The organism is Agrobacterium sp. El2ro-1b (genome assembly GCF_048298475.1).
GTDB classification, from domain to species: domain Bacteria; phylum Pseudomonadota; class Alphaproteobacteria; order Rhizobiales; family Rhizobiaceae; genus Agrobacterium; species Agrobacterium fabrum.
Window position 1 is genome coordinate 820539 of sequence record NZ_CP103459.1, and the last position, 18099, is coordinate 838637.

General features: G+C 60.2%; 17 protein-coding genes. 9 read left to right on the forward strand and 8 right to left on the reverse strand.

Going from position 1 to position 18099, the window contains the following annotated elements; genetic code table 11:
* The first annotated feature begins 1 nt into the window (after position 1).
* From NYR50_RS18000 to NYR50_RS18015, 4 genes are all read left to right on the forward strand, one after another.
* Positions 2–1630, forward strand: a complete 1629-nt coding sequence (locus tag NYR50_RS18000) for an alpha-D-glucose phosphate-specific phosphoglucomutase (RefSeq protein WP_174011080.1) — start codon at positions 2–4, stop codon at positions 1628–1630.
* 104 nt (positions 1631–1734) lie between these two features.
* Entirely contained in the window at positions 1735–3690 is a 1956-nt protein-coding gene (gene glgX, locus NYR50_RS18005) for a glycogen debranching protein GlgX (protein WP_174011078.1), read from the forward strand.
* A gap of 54 nt (positions 3691–3744) precedes the next feature.
* The gene (locus NYR50_RS18010; protein ID WP_092734102.1) at positions 3745–4233 is read left to right on the forward strand and encodes a MaoC family dehydratase; all 489 of its coding nucleotides are present in this window, start codon (positions 3745–3747) and stop codon (positions 4231–4233) included.
* Positions 4234–4255: 22 nt separating this feature from the next.
* Complete coding sequence (locus NYR50_RS18015; protein WP_174011076.1) at positions 4256–5296, forward strand: DUF2332 domain-containing protein; 1041 nt, start codon at positions 4256–4258, stop codon at positions 5294–5296.
* On the opposite strand, the gene NYR50_RS18020 is transcribed toward NYR50_RS18015, so the two are convergent.
* Genes NYR50_RS18020 through NYR50_RS18040 form a run of 5 tightly spaced genes read right to left on the reverse strand, consistent with a single transcriptional unit; the run spans position 5293 to position 10786 of the window.
* A complete protein-coding gene (locus NYR50_RS18020) occupies positions 5293–5847 on the reverse strand; it encodes a sarcosine oxidase subunit gamma (protein WP_006313771.1) in 555 nt (184 codons plus the stop codon). The genes NYR50_RS18015 and NYR50_RS18020 overlap by 4 nt on opposite strands.
* Entirely contained in the window at positions 5840–8800 is a 2961-nt protein-coding gene (locus NYR50_RS18025; protein ID WP_174011074.1) for a sarcosine oxidase subunit alpha, read from the reverse strand. Before NYR50_RS18025 ends, NYR50_RS18020 begins: the two co-directional genes overlap by 8 nt.
* Positions 8797–9111 (reverse strand): sarcosine oxidase subunit delta, encoded by a 315-nt coding sequence (locus NYR50_RS18030; RefSeq protein ID WP_003508553.1) that lies wholly within the window; start codon positions 9109–9111, stop codon positions 8797–8799. The genes NYR50_RS18025 and NYR50_RS18030 overlap by 4 nt, the downstream gene beginning before the upstream one ends.
* 11 nt (positions 9112–9122) lie before the next feature.
* Positions 9123–9533 carry a hypothetical protein gene (locus tag NYR50_RS18035; protein ID WP_162992432.1) on the reverse strand — a complete coding sequence of 137 codons (411 nt, stop codon included), beginning with the start codon at positions 9531–9533 and terminating at the stop codon, positions 9123–9125.
* Entirely contained in the window at positions 9533–10786 is a 1254-nt protein-coding gene (locus tag NYR50_RS18040; protein ID WP_003522141.1) for a sarcosine oxidase subunit beta family protein, read from the reverse strand. The genes NYR50_RS18035 and NYR50_RS18040 overlap by 1 nt, the downstream gene beginning before the upstream one ends.
* 316 nt (positions 10787–11102) lie before the next feature.
* Here NYR50_RS18040 and rpsU point away from each other — a divergent pair, with 316 nt between their 5' ends.
* Both rpsU and NYR50_RS18050 read left to right on the forward strand, forming a co-directional pair.
* Entirely contained in the window at positions 11103–11330 is a 228-nt protein-coding gene (gene rpsU / locus NYR50_RS18045) for a 30S ribosomal protein S21 (protein ID WP_006313768.1), read from the forward strand.
* Positions 11331–11465: 135 nt separating this feature from the next.
* On the forward strand, positions 11466–12362 hold the full coding sequence (locus NYR50_RS18050; RefSeq protein ID WP_174011070.1) for a tetratricopeptide repeat protein: 897 nt from the start codon (positions 11466–11468) through the stop codon (positions 12360–12362).
* A gap of 72 nt (positions 12363–12434) precedes the next feature.
* On the opposite strand, the gene NYR50_RS18055 is transcribed toward NYR50_RS18050, so the two are convergent.
* Complete coding sequence (locus NYR50_RS18055; RefSeq protein ID WP_174011068.1) at positions 12435–12701, reverse strand: DUF6074 family protein; 267 nt, start codon at positions 12699–12701, stop codon at positions 12435–12437.
* 343 nt (positions 12702–13044) lie between these two features.
* Here NYR50_RS18055 and NYR50_RS18060 point away from each other — a divergent pair, with 343 nt between their 5' ends.
* Entirely contained in the window at positions 13045–13323 is a 279-nt protein-coding gene (locus NYR50_RS18060; RefSeq protein ID WP_174011267.1) for an exopolysaccharide production repressor protein, read from the forward strand.
* Positions 13324–13434: 111 nt separating this feature from the next.
* Positions 13435–14424, forward strand: coding sequence for a glycosyltransferase family 2 protein (locus tag NYR50_RS18065; RefSeq protein ID WP_418137768.1), 990 nt, complete (start codon positions 13435–13437; stop codon positions 14422–14424).
* Between the two features lie 88 nt (positions 14425–14512).
* On the opposite strand, the gene NYR50_RS18070 is transcribed toward NYR50_RS18065, so the two are convergent.
* Together NYR50_RS18070 and NYR50_RS18075 are read right to left on the reverse strand one after the other, a co-directional pair.
* A complete protein-coding gene (locus tag NYR50_RS18070; RefSeq protein ID WP_418137769.1) occupies positions 14513–15481 on the reverse strand; it encodes a polysaccharide pyruvyl transferase family protein in 969 nt (322 codons plus the stop codon).
* A 51-nt stretch (positions 15482–15532) separates the two neighbouring features.
* Positions 15533–16498 (reverse strand): glycosyltransferase family A protein, encoded by a 966-nt coding sequence (locus NYR50_RS18075; RefSeq protein WP_418137770.1) that lies wholly within the window; start codon positions 16496–16498, stop codon positions 15533–15535.
* 117 nt (positions 16499–16615) lie between these two features.
* On the opposite strand from NYR50_RS18075, the gene NYR50_RS18080 reads away from it, so the two are divergent.
* Complete coding sequence (locus tag NYR50_RS18080; RefSeq protein ID WP_174011061.1) at positions 16616–18094, forward strand: lipopolysaccharide biosynthesis protein; 1479 nt, start codon at positions 16616–16618, stop codon at positions 18092–18094.
* Positions 18095–18099 lie beyond the last annotated feature (5 nt).

The following is an 18099-nucleotide window of genomic DNA, read 5'->3' on the forward strand; positions in this document are numbered from 1 at the left end:
AATGATCAAGACTATCAAGACGACGCCCTATCAGGACCAGAAGCCGGGCACTTCAGGCCTGCGCAAGAAGGTGCCGGTCTTCGCCCAGGAAAATTATGCGGAGAACTTCATCCAGTCGATCTTCGACGCGCTTGAAGGTTTTGAGGGCCAGACGCTGGTGATCGGCGGCGACGGCCGTTATTACAACCGCGAAGTCATCCAGAAGGCAATCAAGATGGCCGCCGCCGCCGGTTTCGGCAAGGTTCTGGTCGGTCAGGGCGGCATTCTCTCCACGCCCGCCGCCTCCAACGTTATCCGCAAATACAAGGCCTTCGGCGGCATCGTGCTTTCCGCCAGCCACAATCCCGGCGGCCCGAACGAAGATTTCGGCATCAAATACAATATCGGCAATGGCGGTCCCGCACCGGAAAAGATCACCGACGCGATCTATGCCCGCTCGAAGGTCATCGACAGCTACAAAATCTCCGATGCAGCCGACATCGATCTCGACAAGATTGGCAGCTTCAAGGTGGATGAGCTGACGGTCGACGTTATCGATCCGGTTGCCGATTACGCTGCGCTGATGGAAGAGCTGTTCGATTTTGGCGCCATCCGTGCTCTCATCGCCGGCGGCTTCAAAGTCGTCGTCGATTCCATGAGCGCCGTCACCGGCCCCTATGCCGTTGAGATTCTCGAAAAGCGTCTCGGCGCTCCCAAGGGCTCCGTCCGCAACGCAACACCGCTGCCCGATTTCGGCGGCCACCATCCCGATCCGAACCTTGTCCATGCCAAGGAGCTTTATGACGACGTCATGAGCCCGGAAGGCCCCGATTTCGGCGCGGCTTCCGATGGCGATGGCGACCGCAACATGGTTGTGGGCAAGGGCATGTTCGTCACCCCGTCCGACAGTCTGGCGATCATCGCCGCCAATGCCAGACTGGCGCCCGGTTACGCCGCCGGCATTTCCGGCATCGCCCGCTCGATGCCAACGAGTGCGGCAGCCGACCGTGTCGCCGAAAAGCTCGGCCTTGGCATGTACGAGACACCGACCGGCTGGAAATTCTTCGGCAACCTCATGGATGCCGGCAAGGTAACGATCTGCGGCGAAGAAAGCTTCGGCACCGGCTCCAACCATGTGCGAGAAAAGGATGGCCTCTGGGCCGTGCTCTACTGGCTGAACATTGTCGCCGCCCGCAAGGAAAGCGTGAAGGACATTGTTACCAAGCACTGGGCGGAATATGGCCGCAACTATTATTCGCGCCACGACTATGAGGAAGTGGATTCGGATGCCGCCAACACGCTGGTGGCCATCCTGCGCGAAAAACTCGCGACGTTGCCCGGCACCAGCTACGGCAATCTGAAGGTCGCGGCGGCGGATGATTTTGCCTATCACGATCCGGTCGACCAGTCAGTCAGCAAGAATCAGGGCATCCGCATCCTGTTCGAAGGCGGCTCGCGCATCGTGCTGCGCCTTTCCGGCACCGGGACTGCGGGTGCGACGCTTCGCCTTTACGTCGAGCGTTACGAGCCAGATGCGGCCCGCCACGGCATCGAAACGCAGACGGCGCTCGCCGATCTGATTTCCGTTGCCGATACCATCGCCGGCATCAAGGCCCATACTGGCCGCAGCGAACCGACTGTCATTACCTGATAATGTCCGCCCGCTGATGAGGGACGCGCAAGCGCCCCTCGTTCGGCCTTGCCTCTGCTTTCTCCCGTCTGGAGGAGGCACACCATTCTCCGGAGAGACAGACCATGCAGATACCACCCGTTTTCCCCAAAGGCGCAACCCGAACGGAAAACGGAGTGGAGTTCACTGTCTATTCCCGCCACGCCTCGCAAATCGATCTCTGCCTGTTCGATGACGCTGGCGAGAAAGAGACGGCGCGCCTACCGATGATGCGCGGCGAAGACGACGTTCATCGGCTCACACATGAGAATGCCGGGCCCGGCACGCGATACGGCTTCCGTGCCCACGGCATTTACGCCCCCGAACATGGCCTGTGGTTTGATCCTGCAAAGCTGCTGCTCGACCCCTATGCCACCGAGATCGACCGCCCCTTCCGTCATGACGCATCGCTTTACACCTTTGGCGCTGAAACCGGCACGATCATGCCGAAGACGATCCTTTCCGAACATGAGCCGGTCAAGCGCCAGCCGCCTCGTTTTGCCTGGGGCGGGTTGATTTACGAACTTGCCGTCAAATCCTTCACCCAATTGCACCCTGATGTGCCCGAGGCCATCCGCGGCACCGTCGCGGCACTGGCGCATCCCGCCATTCTCGCGCATTTGAAAAAAATCGGCGTCGATGCCGTGGAACTGATGCCGACTACCGCCTGGATCGACGAACGCCACCTGCCGCCGCTCGGGCTTTCCAATGCCTGGGGTTATAATCCGGTCGGCTTCATGGCGCTCGATCCGCGCCTCTGCCCCGGCGGCGTGCGGGAACTGCGCGATACGGTTGCGGCGCTGCACGCGGAAGGTATTGGCGTCATTCTCGATCTGGTCTTCAACCATACGGGTGAGAGCGATATCGAAGGCTCTGTCCTGTCGCTGCGCGGCCTCGATAATCTCACCGCCTTCCGTCACCCGCAGGGAAAGCCGGGCGTGCTGGTTAACGATACCGGCACCGGCAATACGGTCGCCTGCGACCATCCCTATATCCGCCAGCTCATCATCGATTCGCTGCGGCATTTCGTTCTGCATGCCGGCGTGGATGGCTTTCGTTTCGATCTCGCGCCGGTGCTCGGGAGAACAGCCGCGGGTTTCGACATGGCGAGCGAGACGCTGGCCGCCATGCATTCGGACCCGGTGCTTTACGACCGCCTACTCATCGCCGAACCCTGGGATATCGGCCCCGGCGGTTACCAGCTCGGCAATTTCCCAGAGAGCTTCCTGGAGTGGAACGACCGCGCCCGCGATGACATGCGCCGGTTCTGGCGTGGCGATGCCGGCACGACCGGGGCGCTTGCCAATGCGCTGTCCGGCTCCTCGCCGATCTTCTCCCGCCATGGCCGCTTAAAAAGCCGCAGCGTCAATTTCCTTGCCGCCCATGACGGTTTCACCTTGTTCGATCTCGTCAGCCATGAACGCAAACACAATGACAAGAACGGCGAGAACAATCGCGATGGCCATAATGACAATCATTCCTGGAATAATGGTTTTGAAGGCCTGACCGACGACCCCGCCATTGTCGCCGCCCGCCTTGCGGATGTGAAAGCGCTGCTTTCCACGCTTTTCGTCAGCCGCGGCACCCTGATGCTGACGGCGGGCGACGAGGGTGGCCGCAGCCAGCAGGGCAATAACAATGCCTATTGCCAGGACAATGAGATAAGCTGGGTCGACTGGTCATCGCTTGTCCCTGAGTTGATCGACCACACGGCGTTTCTCGCCGCCCTGCGCAAGCGCTTCGGTGTATTTTCTGAAAGTGGCTTCTTCTCCGGCAGGGGCGACGTGACATGGCTTGCCCCGGGCGGCGAACCCATGGCGGTTGCAGACTGGGAGAGGCCGGATGGGCCGGCCTTCGCCATGGTGCTTTCCACCCCGGACCGGAAAACCGGCAAAGCCACCGAGCTTGCCGTGCTCATCAATCGCGGCCGTGACATCGTTCCCTTCACCTTGCCGGGCGATGGCTGGCGCGCCATCGGCACGGATTTCGGCAATCCCGCCTTCCTGCCCGCCCGTTCCGTGGTGTTTTATCTGCGCGGTTGATCCCTTCGCGTCACCAGCCGTATAAATCGTGGGAAACAATGCGGACGAGGTAACATGACAAAAGAAATTGCGCTGGCGGAAATAAAGGGCCGCGTCGGCACGGAAATGGGTGTTTCCGACTGGATCACCGTCGACCAGACGATGATTAATGCCTTCGGGAAAGCGACACTGGATGAACAGTTCATCCATATGGACCCCGAGCGCGCCCGTGCGGAAAGTCCTTTTGGCGGCACGATTGCCCATGGTTTCCTCACGCTCTCGCTGCTTTCGGCGCTGAATTACGACGCACTGCCCCGCATTCGCGAGCAGACCATGGGCATCAATTACGGCTTCGATGCCGTCCGGTTCGTCACTCCGGTGAAAAGCGGTGCGCGGGTGCGTGGCCGGTTCACGCTGGCGGAAGCGCGTTTTCGCGGCGCGGCCATGCTGATGACGACCTATGATGTGACGGTGGAGATCGAAAACGAAAAAAAGCCGGCGCTAACCGCCCGCTGGACCACCATCAGCCAGTTCAATCCGGAAGACAGGCCCGAAGACGCCTGAGATATGGCAAGGGAGAGATCGCATGCATGACGAAGCCGTAAGGAATGCGTTTCTCGCGCAGGCAAGGGCCTGCGACAGCCTCGGGTCTCCCTTTACCGCACGGCTTTGTCGCGCCGTGGCCGCAAGGCTCGACCGCCAGACGGAGGTGGGCGAGACGATCCTGTCCTGGCCCGGCGATGTCGGCCCCTCCGGTGATTCCGTTCCCCTGCGGCTGGCGGGGGCGCTGCACGCGCTCGCCATTCAAGAAAAGATCGCGCCACTTGTCGATATTGCGCCTGATGACGAGGAGGCGCTGTGGCAGGCCTGCGCCAGCGCCCTGCGGTTCCATCAGGTTTTTATCCTCGAAAGGCTGAAATCACCGCCGCAGACCAACGAGGTCCGCCGTTCCGCCGTGCTGTTGCCGGGCTTTCTTTCGATAGCCGAGCGCACCGACAAGCCGCTCGTGCTGTCCGAGGTGGGGGCGAGCGCCGGGCTCAACCTGCAATTTGACCGATACCGCTATCGTCTCGGTGACTTTGCATGGGGCGAACAATCCGATGTTTTCCTGTCGCCGGAATGGCGCGGCGGCACCCCGCCGGATGGGCGGATCGAGGTCATCGAGCGTGCCGGATGTGACCTCAACCCGCTCGATCCCTCTTCAGCCGAGGACCGCCTGCGGCTGATGTCCTACATCTGGGCCGACCAGACCGACAGGCTGGAGCGTACCGCCGCTGCCTTGCGGATCGCGGTGGAGAATGGCCTGCAGGTGGAGAAAGCCGATGCGGTCGACTGGCTGAAACGCCGCCTTGCCACGCAACATACTGGCGCGACCCATGTCGTCTATCACTCCATCGCCTGGCAATATCTGCCGGATGCCCTGAAACAGGCGGGCGAGGCATTGATCGCTGAAGCCGGAGCCCGCGCCACGCCGGAAGCCCCGCTTGCCCGCCTGCAAATGGAGGCGGATGCGACACCTGGTGGTGCCGCCATTACCCTGCAGATATGGCCCACCGGCGAGAAACAGGAGATCGGCCGGGCCGATTTCCATGGGCGATGGGTGGAATGGCGGGGGTGGAGCGGCTAAACCGCCACATCGGCCGCCGCTTCTTGTAACAGCCCACCGACATAGTCCGCGAACGAACGCCAGCATTCCACCCGGAATGTATCATCCGCCGTGCGCAGCAGCACCACTTCCGCCTTGCCGAAAACCGTGCGCGAGCAGGCGCCGACAGGGAACCTCGCTTGAGACAGGTCCTGCGGGCAGCCGGCATTGAGTGCGGCTTCCGCGCCCGCGCCAGAAACGATGACGGCTGTGTTGCGGTGGGAAACATCGGTCGCGGAAAACAGCCCGGAGACGCCGGCAAGCGCCGCCATCAGGTCGCTTTCGCCCTGATCGATCACCAGCCACTCATCCGGGCCGAGCCACAGAGCAAAGCGCAGGCCTGATGTGACGGAGCCTTTCGGGCTGGTGGGAAGCGCAAGGCCTAGTGCTTCCGAAAGCGCCGGCACGGCACTTTCCCGCGCCCGCAACGACAGCCGCGAGGCGGAAGCGGCGGGTTTCAGCGAAACGAACGGCGAACCGCCGTGGAAATCCTCGAGCACGGATTTGCGTTTTGCGTGCAGCATGTCAGCCATTGAGACGGGTTCCTTCCTTGTCGAGGAAGACCATGTCGGTCACTTCGACGGCAATGGTTTTATCGGCAAGCGGAATATAGAGCGTTTCGCCCATGCGCGCCCTGCCATCCGCCACCAGCGCAAAAGCGATGGAGTGGCCGAGATTTTCCGACCAATAGGCGGAGGTGACATGGCCAAGCATGGTCATCGGCTTCGGCTGGTTCGGATCGGTAACGATCTGGCCGCCTTCGTCGGGCACGGTCAGCCTGTCCTTCGTCTTCAAACCGACGAGCTGCTTGCGGCCGGTGCGCGTCAGGTCAATGCGTTTCAGGCCGCGAATGCCGACGAAATCAGTCTTCTTCTTGGAAACGGCCCAGGCGAGCCCGGCATCGTCAGGTGTCACCGTGCCATCCGTATCTTGACCGACGATGATATAGCCCTTTTCCGCACGCAGAATATGCATGGTCTCGGTGCCATAAAGGCACCCGCCGACGGCTTCAGCCCTGTCACGGATCGCGGACCAGACGGCTGCGCCGTAATCGGCCGGCACATTGATTTCGAAACCGAGTTCGCCGGTGAAGGAGACGCGGAAAAGCCGAGTCGGCACGCCGCAGAACTTGCCCTCGGCCACCGCCATATGCGGGAAGGCTTCCGGCGACAGATCGATACCTTCGACGAAGGGCGCGATCACCTCGCGCGCCTTCGGCCCCTGCACGGCAATGACCGCCCATTGTTCGGTCGCCGAGGTGAGCCAGACATTGAGATCGGGGAATTCGGTCTGAAGATAATCTTCCATGTGCTGGAGAACACGCGGCGCACCGCCTGTCGTCGTCGTCACATGGAAACGGTCCTCGGCCAGACGCCCGACAACGCCGTCGTCATAAACGAAGCCGTCTTCGCGGGTCATGATGCCATAACGGCAGCGGCCGGGTTTCAGCGTATCCCAGGCATTGGTGTAGATGAGGTTCAGGAACTTCGCCGCATCCGGACCGACCACCTCGATCTTGCCGAGTGTGGAGGCATCGAACACGCCGACGCTTGTCCGCACCGTCTTGCATTCGCGGTTGATCGCCTCATGCATGTCCTCGCCCGCACGCGGGAAGAACCAGGCGCGTTTCCAGTTGCCGACGTCTTCGAACACCGCGCCGGCTGCCAGTTCTTCCTCATGCATCGGTGTCTTACGGGTCGGGTCGAACAGCGCGCCGCGCGAATGGTTGATGAGCGTGCCGAAAGTGACCGGCGTATAGGGCTGGCGGAAGGTGGTGAGACCGACCTTGGGCAAATCCCGGCCAAGCGCTTCCGACGCGATGGCGAGGCCATGCATGTTCGACATCTTGCCCTGATCGGACGCCATGCCATTGGTGGTGAAGCGCTTGATATGCTCGACGGAATGCATGCCCTCGCGCACGGCAAGGCGGATATCCTTGGCGCAGACATCGTGCTGGAAATCGATGAAGGCCTTGACGCCGGTGCCCTCACCCGCCCCTTCGGCCGCACCGATCATGCCACCGGTCCAGGCCCTTGCATTCTCGCCGGAAAACGCCACCGAACCGCCGCCGGCGGTTGCCGCTTCGGCAATGATCGCGGCAAGATCGTCCGTGCCGTTGCAGGCGCCGATGGAAACGCAGTTCTGCACATGGATATCAGGCAGGAAACGCTGGTTAGCCGCGTCAAACTTCAGCTTGCCGCGCGATTGTGAGAAGAGATGCACGGACGGCGTCCAGCCCGCCGAAACCACAAGCGCGTCTATGGCGATCTTGCGCTTGTTGGAGCCGCCATTGCGGCCAACGGTCATGGAAGACACGCGCAGGCGGCCGGCGGTGTTGTAAACACTGTGGCCCGCCAACACTTCGATGCCGAGCGCGCGCGCCTCGTCCAGCAGGCGCTGATCCGGGTTCTCGCGGCAATCGACGATGGCGGCGATCTTCACGCCGGCCTTTTTCAGGTCGAAGGCCGTCTCATAAGCCGAATCATGGGCGGTATAGACACCGACATTATGGCCGACGGATACACCGTACTGATTGAGATAGGTGCGGGCAGCCGCAGCCAGCATGATGCCCGGCCGGTCATTATTGGCAAAGACCATGTGGCGTTCGATCGCGCCTGCCGCGAGTACGACCTTTTTAGCGCGCACCTGCCACAGCCGCTCGCGCGGCTGGTGTCTGGCCGGCGTGGCGAGATGATCGGTGACGCGCTCCGCCAGCGCGACGAAATTGTGGTTGTAATAACCGAAGGCCGTCGTGCGTGTCAGAACCCGCACATTCGGCATGGACTGAAGTTCAGCGAGAACCTTCTGCGCCCACTCATAACCGGGCAGACCGTCGATCACCGCGCCGGTATCGAAGCGCATCGCGCCGCCGACCTCGGCATTCTCATCCACCAGAATAACGCTGGCGCCGGTTTTTGCCGCGGACAAGGCCGCCGTCAGACCCGCAACGCCGGCACCGGCGACCAACACGTCGCAATGGGCATAACGGCCGGAATAATGATCAGCATCCGGTTCGCTCGGCGCCTTGCCGAGACCGGCAGCGCGGCGGATCAGCGGTTCGTAAATCTTGTGCCAGGCGGCCTTCGGCCACATGAAAGTCTTATAATAAAAACCGGCCGCGAACATCGGCGACAGGAGGTCGTTGACGGCGCTCAGATCAAAGGACAGCGACGGGAAACGGTTCTGCGAGGCAATGATGGCGCCGTCGAACACCTCCTGCACCGTGGCGCGCACATTGGGCTGCTTGCGCAGGCTGTCTCGCGACACGTCAATCAGCGCGTTCGGCTCCTCCGGTCCGGCAGACAGGAAACCGCGCGGGCGGTGATATTTGAACGAGCGGCCGATCAGATGCACGCCATTGGCCAGAAGCGCTGACGCAACGGTATCGCCCTCCAGCGCCGGATAAATCTTGCCGTCGAAGGTGAAACGCGCGGTTCTGGCCGGGGTGAGGCGACCGGCGCCCTTGATACGATAGTCGCCGCTCATTGTCCGGCTCCCTTTTCTGCGGAAAGGACCGTCTCCGTATCCGGTTTGGGTTCGCCGGCCTTGTAGGTCATCAGGAATTTATCGCTGACGGAATCGCGGGCGGCGTTGAAGAAACGGCCGCAGCCGTGAATGTGACGCCAGCGCTCGAAAACGAGGCCCTTGTCGTTGTCGCGAATGAAGAAATACTCCGCGAAGGCCTCGTCGGAAATATCGGCGATGTTTTCCGGCCGGGCGATATGGGCTTCGCCCGCCCAGCGGAATTCCAGTTCGGAACGGTCTTCCCCGCAATAGGGGCAATGGATCAGAAGCATCGTCGCTCCACCTAGAGAGAGTTTTCCGGAAGTGCTGTTCCGGCGGGTTGGTCACACAGCCGCTTTCCCATGGCTACGAAAGGGGAAAGCCGCTTTAAAAGCTGCTCGAAATTATCGAAGGGACGCAGCGCCGAGGCCCGGCCCATATTGACGATGGCAACCGCCATCATGTCGGTGTCGATCGCGAAGGGGTAGTCCTGCTCGCCATCCTCCTTCTCGCCGACAAAATAGACCATCTTGTCCGCGAGACTTGGCGCACAGAGAAGCAGGCCTTTTTCCGCCATGAAAGGCCAGTCTTTCTCACCCTGCATCTTCCGGATTTTCTGGCTGCGAAAATCCTGTACCTCGGGAATGACGCTGCCGACGGGCACGGCCGCAGCCGCGCCGGATATGTTGATCGCAAGCATGGCCGCCGCCAGCATCAATGCGCTACCGCGGCAGCGGCAGCCTCGTCGATAAGCCGGCCGGTACGGAACCGGTCGAGCGTCAGGCCGGCCGCCAGACGATGCGGTTCACCGCGGGCGATGAGATGCGCAAAGAGATTGGCCGAACCCGGCGTTGCCTTGAAGCCGCCCGTACCCCAGCCGCAATTAACGAAGAGGTTCGGCACCGGCGTCACGCTCTGGATGGCGGAACGATCAGGTGTGTTGTCGGTGATGCCGCCCCATTGCCGCATCATCTTCACACGCCGGAAAATCGGGAAGAGCTCGCAGATGGCGTCGAGCGTATGGGTGATGATCTGCAGACCACCGGTCTGGGAATAGGAATTATACTGGTCCGTGCCGGCACCAATCACCAGCTCGCCCTTGTCGGACTGCGAAATATAGGCATGTACCGTGTTGGACATGACAACGCAGGGGAAGATCGGCTTCAGCGGTTCCGACACCAGCGCCTGCAACGGATTGGAATGCAGGGGAACGCGCACATCAGCCATTTTCATGATGACGGAGGAATGGCCGGCGGCGGAGACGCCGATTTTCTTCGCGCCGATGAAACCACGATTGGTTTCGACCCCCGTCACTGCTCCATCGGGTCCACGGCGAATGCCTGTCACTTCGCAGTTCTGGATGATATGCACGCCGCGGTCCGAGGCCGCGCGCGCATAACCCCATGCCACCGCATCGTGGCGCGCCGTGCCGCCGCGGCGCTGAAGGGCAGCACCATTGATGGGATAACGCGCATTGCCTGATATATCGAGCGGCGGGCAATAGGCTTTCGCCTGCTCCGGCGTCAGCCACTCATTGTCGATGCCATAAAGACGGTTGGCATTGATGTGGCGGCTGAAGGATTGCCGGTCATGAATATTGTGCGACAGCATCATCACGCCCCGCGCCGAATACATGACGTTATAATTGAGATCCTGGCTCAGGCCTTCCCACAGTTTCAGGGAGTGCTCATAAATATCCATGCTCTCTTCATAGAGATAGTTGGAGCGGATGATGGTGGTGTTGCGGCCGGTATTGCCGCCGCCAAGCCAGCCTTTTTCCAGAACCGCGACATTGGTAATGCCGTGTTCCTTGGCCAGATAATAGGCAGCGCCCAGCCCGTGGCCACCGCCACCAATGATGATGACATCATAATCCTTGCGCGGCTCGGGTGAGGCCCATTGCGCATCCCACCCTTTATGACCCCTGAGCGCCTCACGCGCCACGGCAAAAACGGAATATTTGCGCATTCGCAGTCTGCTCCTCAACAACCGGCCAGAGGCCGTAAGCATAGTCCCGGCCCGTATCATACACATGGCAAATCGGGAGGGGAGGCAATATTCATTTTGCGACGTCGCAATGATTTTGTTTCGACATTGCGGCAAGAACGCGGGACACGCCGCATTTTGCCGGTGGATTATGCGTGACCGGCTGGACTTGCTGCAAATGATCTGATATTGCACCACACCAATCGCCCGGCTCGCCAGCCGGATGGACCATTTTTGTTTGCGTGCGAATGCCTTTATTCGCACAGCAAGATAACCAAACTAAAGGAACGGGTTTAACGTGCAGGTACTAGTCCGCGACAATAACGTTGATCAGGCGCTCCGCGCCCTGAAGAAAAAGATGCAGCGCGAAGGCATTTTCCGTGAAATGAAGATGCGCGATTATTACGAAAAGCCCTCCCAGAAGCGCGCCCGCGAAAAGGCTGAAGCCGTTCGCCGCGTTCGCAAGCTGGCACGCAAGCGTGCGCAGCGCGAAGGTCTGATTGCGGCCCCGCGCGCGAGCCGTTAATAGGCCGTCTTTTGGACGTTTTTGAATGCTTGTTGGGCGGGGGCGATCAATTCGCCACCGCTCTTTGTGTTTGTGGTCGGAGACAAATCGTGGGACAACGATTATGAGACCGGCCTGCGAGGGAACCCACACCGAATGATCGCTGTCGACGCCTGTGTTGTGAAAAACTCCGATGCCTCCACGCGCCGGGTGCCATTGAAAAACAACAGAGGGTTTCGCGCTTCTCTGGTCATCTGCACCGTGCTTGCCGGCCTTTCCGGCTGTGCGACATCCAACCAGACGGAAGATGTGTTCAGGATCGACCGTGCCCAGGGCTCGCAGGAAAACATCGCCTCGCTCACCTCGGTCATCAACGCCAATCCGCAGGATCCCGAAGGCTATAACGTCCGTGGCTCGGCTTATGGCCGCGCCGGTGATTCGCGCCGCGCCATCGAGGATTTCAACAAGGCGCTGCAGCTGAACCCGCGCTTTTACCAGGCCTATGCCAACCGCGCGCTGGTTTACCGCAATAGCGGACAGCAGCAGCAGGCCCTGCAGGACTACAACGCCGCCCTGCAGATCAATGCAAGCTATGATGTGGCGCTAATCGGCCGCGGCAATCTTTACCGCCAGTCCGGGCGCGTGAACGAAGCCTTCAACGATTTCTCCCGCGCCATCGAGCTGGAAACCACCGACGGACGCGCCTGGCACAATCGCGGCCTGATCTATCAGCTGCGCAACCAGCATGCCCAGGCGATCGAGGACTTCTCCAAGGCAATCTCGCTGTCGTCGACATCGCCGGAGCCCTATAACGGCCGCGGCCTTTCTTATGTCGCGCTGAACGACGACGAAAACGCCTTTGCCGATTTCAACCACGCCATTTCGCTTGATGACAAGGTGGCGGAATCCTGGGCCAACCAGGCGCTCGTTTATGAGCGCCGCGGTGACATGGCCAAGGCCGCAAAGTCCTATTCGCACGCAGCGCGGCTGGACCCGAAATACAAGCCGGCGCTCGATGGCGTTGCACGCACGCGCGGCGCTAGCGCTTCCTGATTAAACAGGCACGAACAAAAAAGCCGGCGGGTGTCTCACCCGCCGGCTTTTTTAATGGAAACGAAAAGCGCCTCAATGACTGTCGCGGCGTGCCTCGGGCGTGGCGTCGCCCGCCCACAATTCCGCCTGCACCGCGTTTTGAAACTCCATGACCTCGCGCCGCATGGCGCCGTCCTCATAACCGAGTGCCATCAGACGGGCGGCCAGTTCGCGGCACTCCTTGCGCCAGAAATCATTCGCCTCCACACCATGCAGCCGGTCGAGCATGGTTGCACATCGTTTTACGTCGGCAATGCGGTTCTTTGCCGGAAAGGCGATTACTTCTGAACTCGTTGTCACGCGGGCACCTTGCTCTTGCTGAGGAATCAATACCGACTTTTTAAAGGCGAGATGGTTAACGAAGTCTGCAGAGGGCGTAAGACAGCCTGCAATCGCCGCGTGAGAACGGTTTAATGCCTCTCAGAAGCATGAAACGGCATCGCGCGGCAGCCCCCGATTGGGGGAAATCACCGATTACCAAGGAATTTACCAATCCAGATTACCGAAATTTCATGCGGCTGGAGTTAGAAGAAGTATATATGTGTGTTGAAACAACACCGGTCTCATCGTATATTTCTTGCAAAGAAAAAAAATGCCGCAGCGCAGCCAAAAACGGAGAAATCGTTCTCGGGAGGAGAGCACCATGTATGCACCTCGTGTTTTTTTCAGCATGATCGGTGCATTGCTTGCTTTTGCGGTTGCCACATACTTCATCCACGGATCGTTCTATACGGCCTTCATCCAGACCCTCATCTGTGCCGTCATTCTGCAAATCGGTTATTTTATTGGGATTCTGGTTCTTGTCAGCAGGGAAAAACGGCGGATGCGGGAAACCTTCTCGCTGGATCGCAACGCCGAGACAATTGCGACGGACACGGTCAAAAGCGCCCCGCCGCATGGTGCCAAACTGACCGATATGTGAGCTTTTAAGAAGCTTCATTTATTGCGTCGCAAAAAAATCGCTTGCATCCACACCCATGACACTTTCTGCTGGCCAAAATCCTGACGGTTGGTCAAAGCAGAAGGACAACACATGGTGAGCGGTTCACAGCCCATTTGCGTCATCATCGCTGCGAAAAACGCATCCGAAACCATCGATATCGCCATTCGCTCCGCACTTGTGGAACCTGAGGTCGGCGAGGTCGTGGTGATCGACGACGGTTCCACTGACACGACAAGCGATGTGGCGCATGCGGCGGATGACGGCACGGGGCGGCTCCGGGTTGTGCGATTCGAGGTCAATCGTGGCCCTTCGGCTGCGCGCAACCATGCAATCTCGATTTCCTCTGCCCCGCTCATCAGCATTCTCGATGCGGACGACTTCTTTTTCCGGGGCCGTTTTGCCGCCATGCTGGCCGATGACGACTGGGACCTCGTTGCCGACAATATTGCCTTCATCCAGCAATCAGTTCCCGGCGCGTCCTCCATGCAGCCGGCCCGCTTCGAACCGCAGGCGCGGTATCTGTCGCTCACGGAATTCGTGGAAGGCAATATTTCCAGGCCCGGCGTGGAACGCGGGGAAACCGGTTTCCTGAAACCTGTGATACGCCGCGCTTTTCTCGACAAACATGCGCTGCGGTATGACGAGGGCCTGCGGCTCGGCGAGGATTACGAACTTTACGTGCGGGCGCTGGCCGCCGGCGCGCGTTACAAGGTCATCCGCCATTGCGGTTACGGCGCGATCGTTCGCGGCAACTCCCTGAGCGGCCGCCATCGCACGGAAGATCTTCGTCGTCTATACGAGGCGGACAACGCTATTCTGGCCGGCTGCCAGCTATCCGCCGAGGAAAAGGCGATCCTGCGCGAACATGAAAAACACATCCGCGCCAAGTTCGAGCTTCGCCATTTTCTCGATGCAAAAAAGCAGAATGGCATGGGCGGCGCGCTGAGCCATGCGCTCACGCGGCTGCCGGCCCTGCCCGCCATCACGCGCGGCATCTGGAGCGACAAGACTGCCCGCTTCCGTAAAGTGCCGCCGGTCAGGGATGTGCGTTATCTGCTGGATGGCACGCCGGTTTCGTGAGTGGGAAAGACCGCCTCACCAAACTCTCTGCCGTCATCCTCGGCCCTGGGTGGCAAAAAATTCTCTACCGCGTCTATGGCCTTCACCCTCAAAGATAATCCCGCTTCACCGTTTCCAGGACGGCGGCGAAACGCTCCTTGCGCTCCTCCAGCCGGCCATCCGGGCTGAGGCGCGGTTCCGCACGGCTTGCCTGCCAGAGTGCCAGCGTGGAAGGCGCGGCCAGCACCTGTTTGGCCAGTTTGCGCAATGACCGGGGTTGCGTTTCCTGCGGCCGCACCAGCACATCACCCTCATGCGCCGAGCTCTTATGCGCCGGGGCAGAACCGGCCTCGGCGACAACGGGGGCTGACGGTGACGGGAAACTCATGCCCCAGAAACGGGAGCCTTTTTTCGCGGCCTCCGCGCGGGTGGAGACCGGAACATAGTGCGGCTGATAGTCGACACCGACGCTGCCGGCCCAGTCGCTCCATTTGAAGCTGTTGATCGACGGCGAGGTGCTGACCGCGACCCACGGCACGCGGAAGGCATCGGCAAGGATTGCGCCGTGCATGGATTCGGCCACGATGAATTCCGACTGGGCGATGGCGCGAATGACCGCCTTCGCCTCGCCGCGAGGGTCGAGATAGGTCAGCCCCGCCGGTTCGCACACGGTTTCCCACATGCCGAATTCCGCCGACTCCCAATGGGGAACGAAGGTCTTCTTGTAAAGCTTGGGCAGACCTTTGAAGTCCGGCATCTCGGTGACCATGACGGCCGGATCGACAATGCCCTTTTCGGGCGCGAGCCCGAGCTTGGCCGCGGTTTTTTCGCCGCGCACGCAGCGAATGTCCCAGAACTCGGTGCTGGTATCCGGCACAGCGCCATAACCATAACCGCTGCCGATCACCAGCTTGCGCTGTTTTCCGGGCAAAAGAACATCGTTCAGGACAGTGCCGACGCCGACCAGCATGACGTCGTCATGCACATCGCGCAGGCCGGGGAGCAGAAAATCCCACAGCCACAGGTTGAGATCGTCACCAAAATTGCCATGATGAGATTCCCAGTGGTAAGGTTTCATGAGGTCACTCCTGGGTAAAAAACATATAAATTCTTGCGGGCGAGAATTCGCTCATCTTGAGCGGCCGATTTTTCCTGCACCGAGCTCGAAAGCGGCACGCAGCAGTGCGGGATCGCGCATCGCCCATTTGAACAGCAGCCCGAATTGAGGTGCCCTGCGCCGTTTCAGATTGCCGGCCTGGCTCCACAGCGCCTGTTTGCGGGCGGTGTTTTTATAGGAAGCAATCGAGGCCACATCGGCCGGCCGGCGTGAAAAACGCCCCTCCAGCGTATCGAGCGCCACCCAGGTATTGAACTGCTGGCGCAGGAATTCCGGCGAGGTATTGTCGATGCTGTGAAAGATATTGACGCCCATTCCGCGCATCGCGCCGGCATCGTCACACAGCAGCGTACGCTTCGATGCAAGGATGGAATCACAGAAAAACAGCACATCTTCGGCCGCCAGTCTGAGCGCCGGATCGAAGCGGATCTTTTCAAAAAGAGGACGGCCGATCACCATGCAGGAGAGATGCAGGAAGCTCCAGTTGCGCAGCATGACGCTGGCGAGATCCGGCAGTTCGATCACCAGCGGCTTCTCGGAAAGCCGTGCCGCGCCCTCATTTTTCTCCAGCTCGGAAATGGCGAAATGATAATAAAATTCGTCACTTGCCTGCATGGATGCCCAGTAGCACTCGCCGCCATAGGTGTTAAGCGCGAAGGCGGCATTGCGCAGATGATCGGGGGTCCACATATCGTCGGAATCGAGAAAGGCGACATAGTCGGTGCCTTCAGGCACATGGTCGAGACCCGTGTTGCGCGCACCGCCCGGGCCGCCATTGGCCTGCTTAATGACGATAATCCGGTCTTTCTGTTCCTGCGAAAGTTCCGCAAGTTCCTTGTCGATCGGGTATGGCGATTCGTCATCGACGATGACAAGATCGAAGTCCTGGTAAGTCTGCGCAAAAACCGATGCGAGTGCACGTCCCAAGACACCGTGCTGCTTTTGGTAGTAGGGAATGACGACAGTAAATCTTGCCATTGTTTCGCCCCTTGCGTTGATCAAGAAGTGTCGGGCCCGATCCTAAAAGCGGCCCCGATGGTATCGGCAACTCCCAACCGGCTTCCTCCCGCCGGCCTCCAGAAACAGGATGCTTGTATGCCCCCAGCGCCAAATGTAAAGACCATCACCACGAATGTCGGCTGGAGCGTTTTATCAAAAACAGGGACATTCGGGCTTAAGTTTGTCACGGTCCCCATCCTCGCACGTCTCCTCTCTCCGGAAGAATTCGGGGTGGTGGCGGTAGGACTAACGGTTGTACAGTTCCTGACCATGATTGCCGGCGCGGGACTGACCTCGGCGCTGATCGTCGAGAAGGAAGAGGACATGGATACGATCCATACCGTCTTCTGGGCCAATCTGGCGATCTCCTGCACCATGGCCGCCGTGCTCTACATCTTCGCGGAATTTTTCGGCGGGCTGCTGGGCGCGGTGGAAAGCGCCTATCTGCTGCGCATCATGGCCTTCCTCATTCCATTGCAGCTGGCCGGCGATGTCGCCTATTCGCTCTTGGCCCGGCGGATGAACTTCAGCAAGGACGCGCTCTGGAGCATGGCGTCGGAAAGCATCGCGGCGGTGGTTGCCGTGGCTCTGGCGCTTCTCGGCTTCGGCGTCTGGGCGCTCATCATCCAGCTTTTTGCCGCAGCCCTCATCCGGCTTGTCGGTCTTTACGCCGTCTCGCGCTATTGCCCGCGTTTCGTCATGAAACCGCGCCGGCTGGTGCCGCTTCTCGGCTTCAGCTCCGGGCTGATGGGCTCGGAAATCGCCAATTTCGTTACCTTTCAGTCGCCGATGGTGGTCATCGCCAGGCATCTGGGCCTCGCCGATGCCGGCGCTTATTCCGCCTCCAACCGTTTTGCGAGCATCCCCAATCAGGTGGTTCTGTCGGCCGTCATGGGGGTTCTGTTTCCGGCCTTCAGCCGCATGATGGACGATCCCCAGCGCCGGCGCGACGCCCTGATGTTCAGCACGCAGGTGCTGACCGTGCTACTCGCACCGATGATGTTCGGCCTCTGGGCCGTGGCCGAACCGGCCATGCTTGTGATCTTCGGACAGAACTGGGCCTATGCTTGGCCCGTTCTCGGTCTTCTCGCCCTTTCCAAGGCCATTCTGACGCCCTGCAGCACCTTCATCCCCTATCTCAAAGGCGCTGGTTACGGTCGCGTGCTGTTCTGGTCCGCGACGATCCGCGCCATCGTCACCACGGTAGCGGTGTGGCTTGCCGCCCTTTATGGCACGCTGATCGACGCCATGGTCTGGTTGTGCATCGTCAATGCGGTGACGCTGGTCGCCTATTCCTGGGCCGTGTTCAAGGCAAGCGATACGCCGTTTTTCCGCGGCCTCTATGTCAGCAGCAGGCCGATGATCGCGGCGCTGATCATGGCCGTTGCAGTGCGTTATCTGCTTTACGTCCTTTCGGGTCATATTCCCAGCGCCAGCCTTCAGGTCCTTGTCGGTGCCGCCGCGGGTGGCGTCATCTATGGCGTCCTGATCCTGCTGACCGAAAGGGCGCTGCTGGGAAAAATCCTTGGGATGGTGAAATCACGGCGCATGCGCGACACTGCAACCCAAGGTTAGAGATT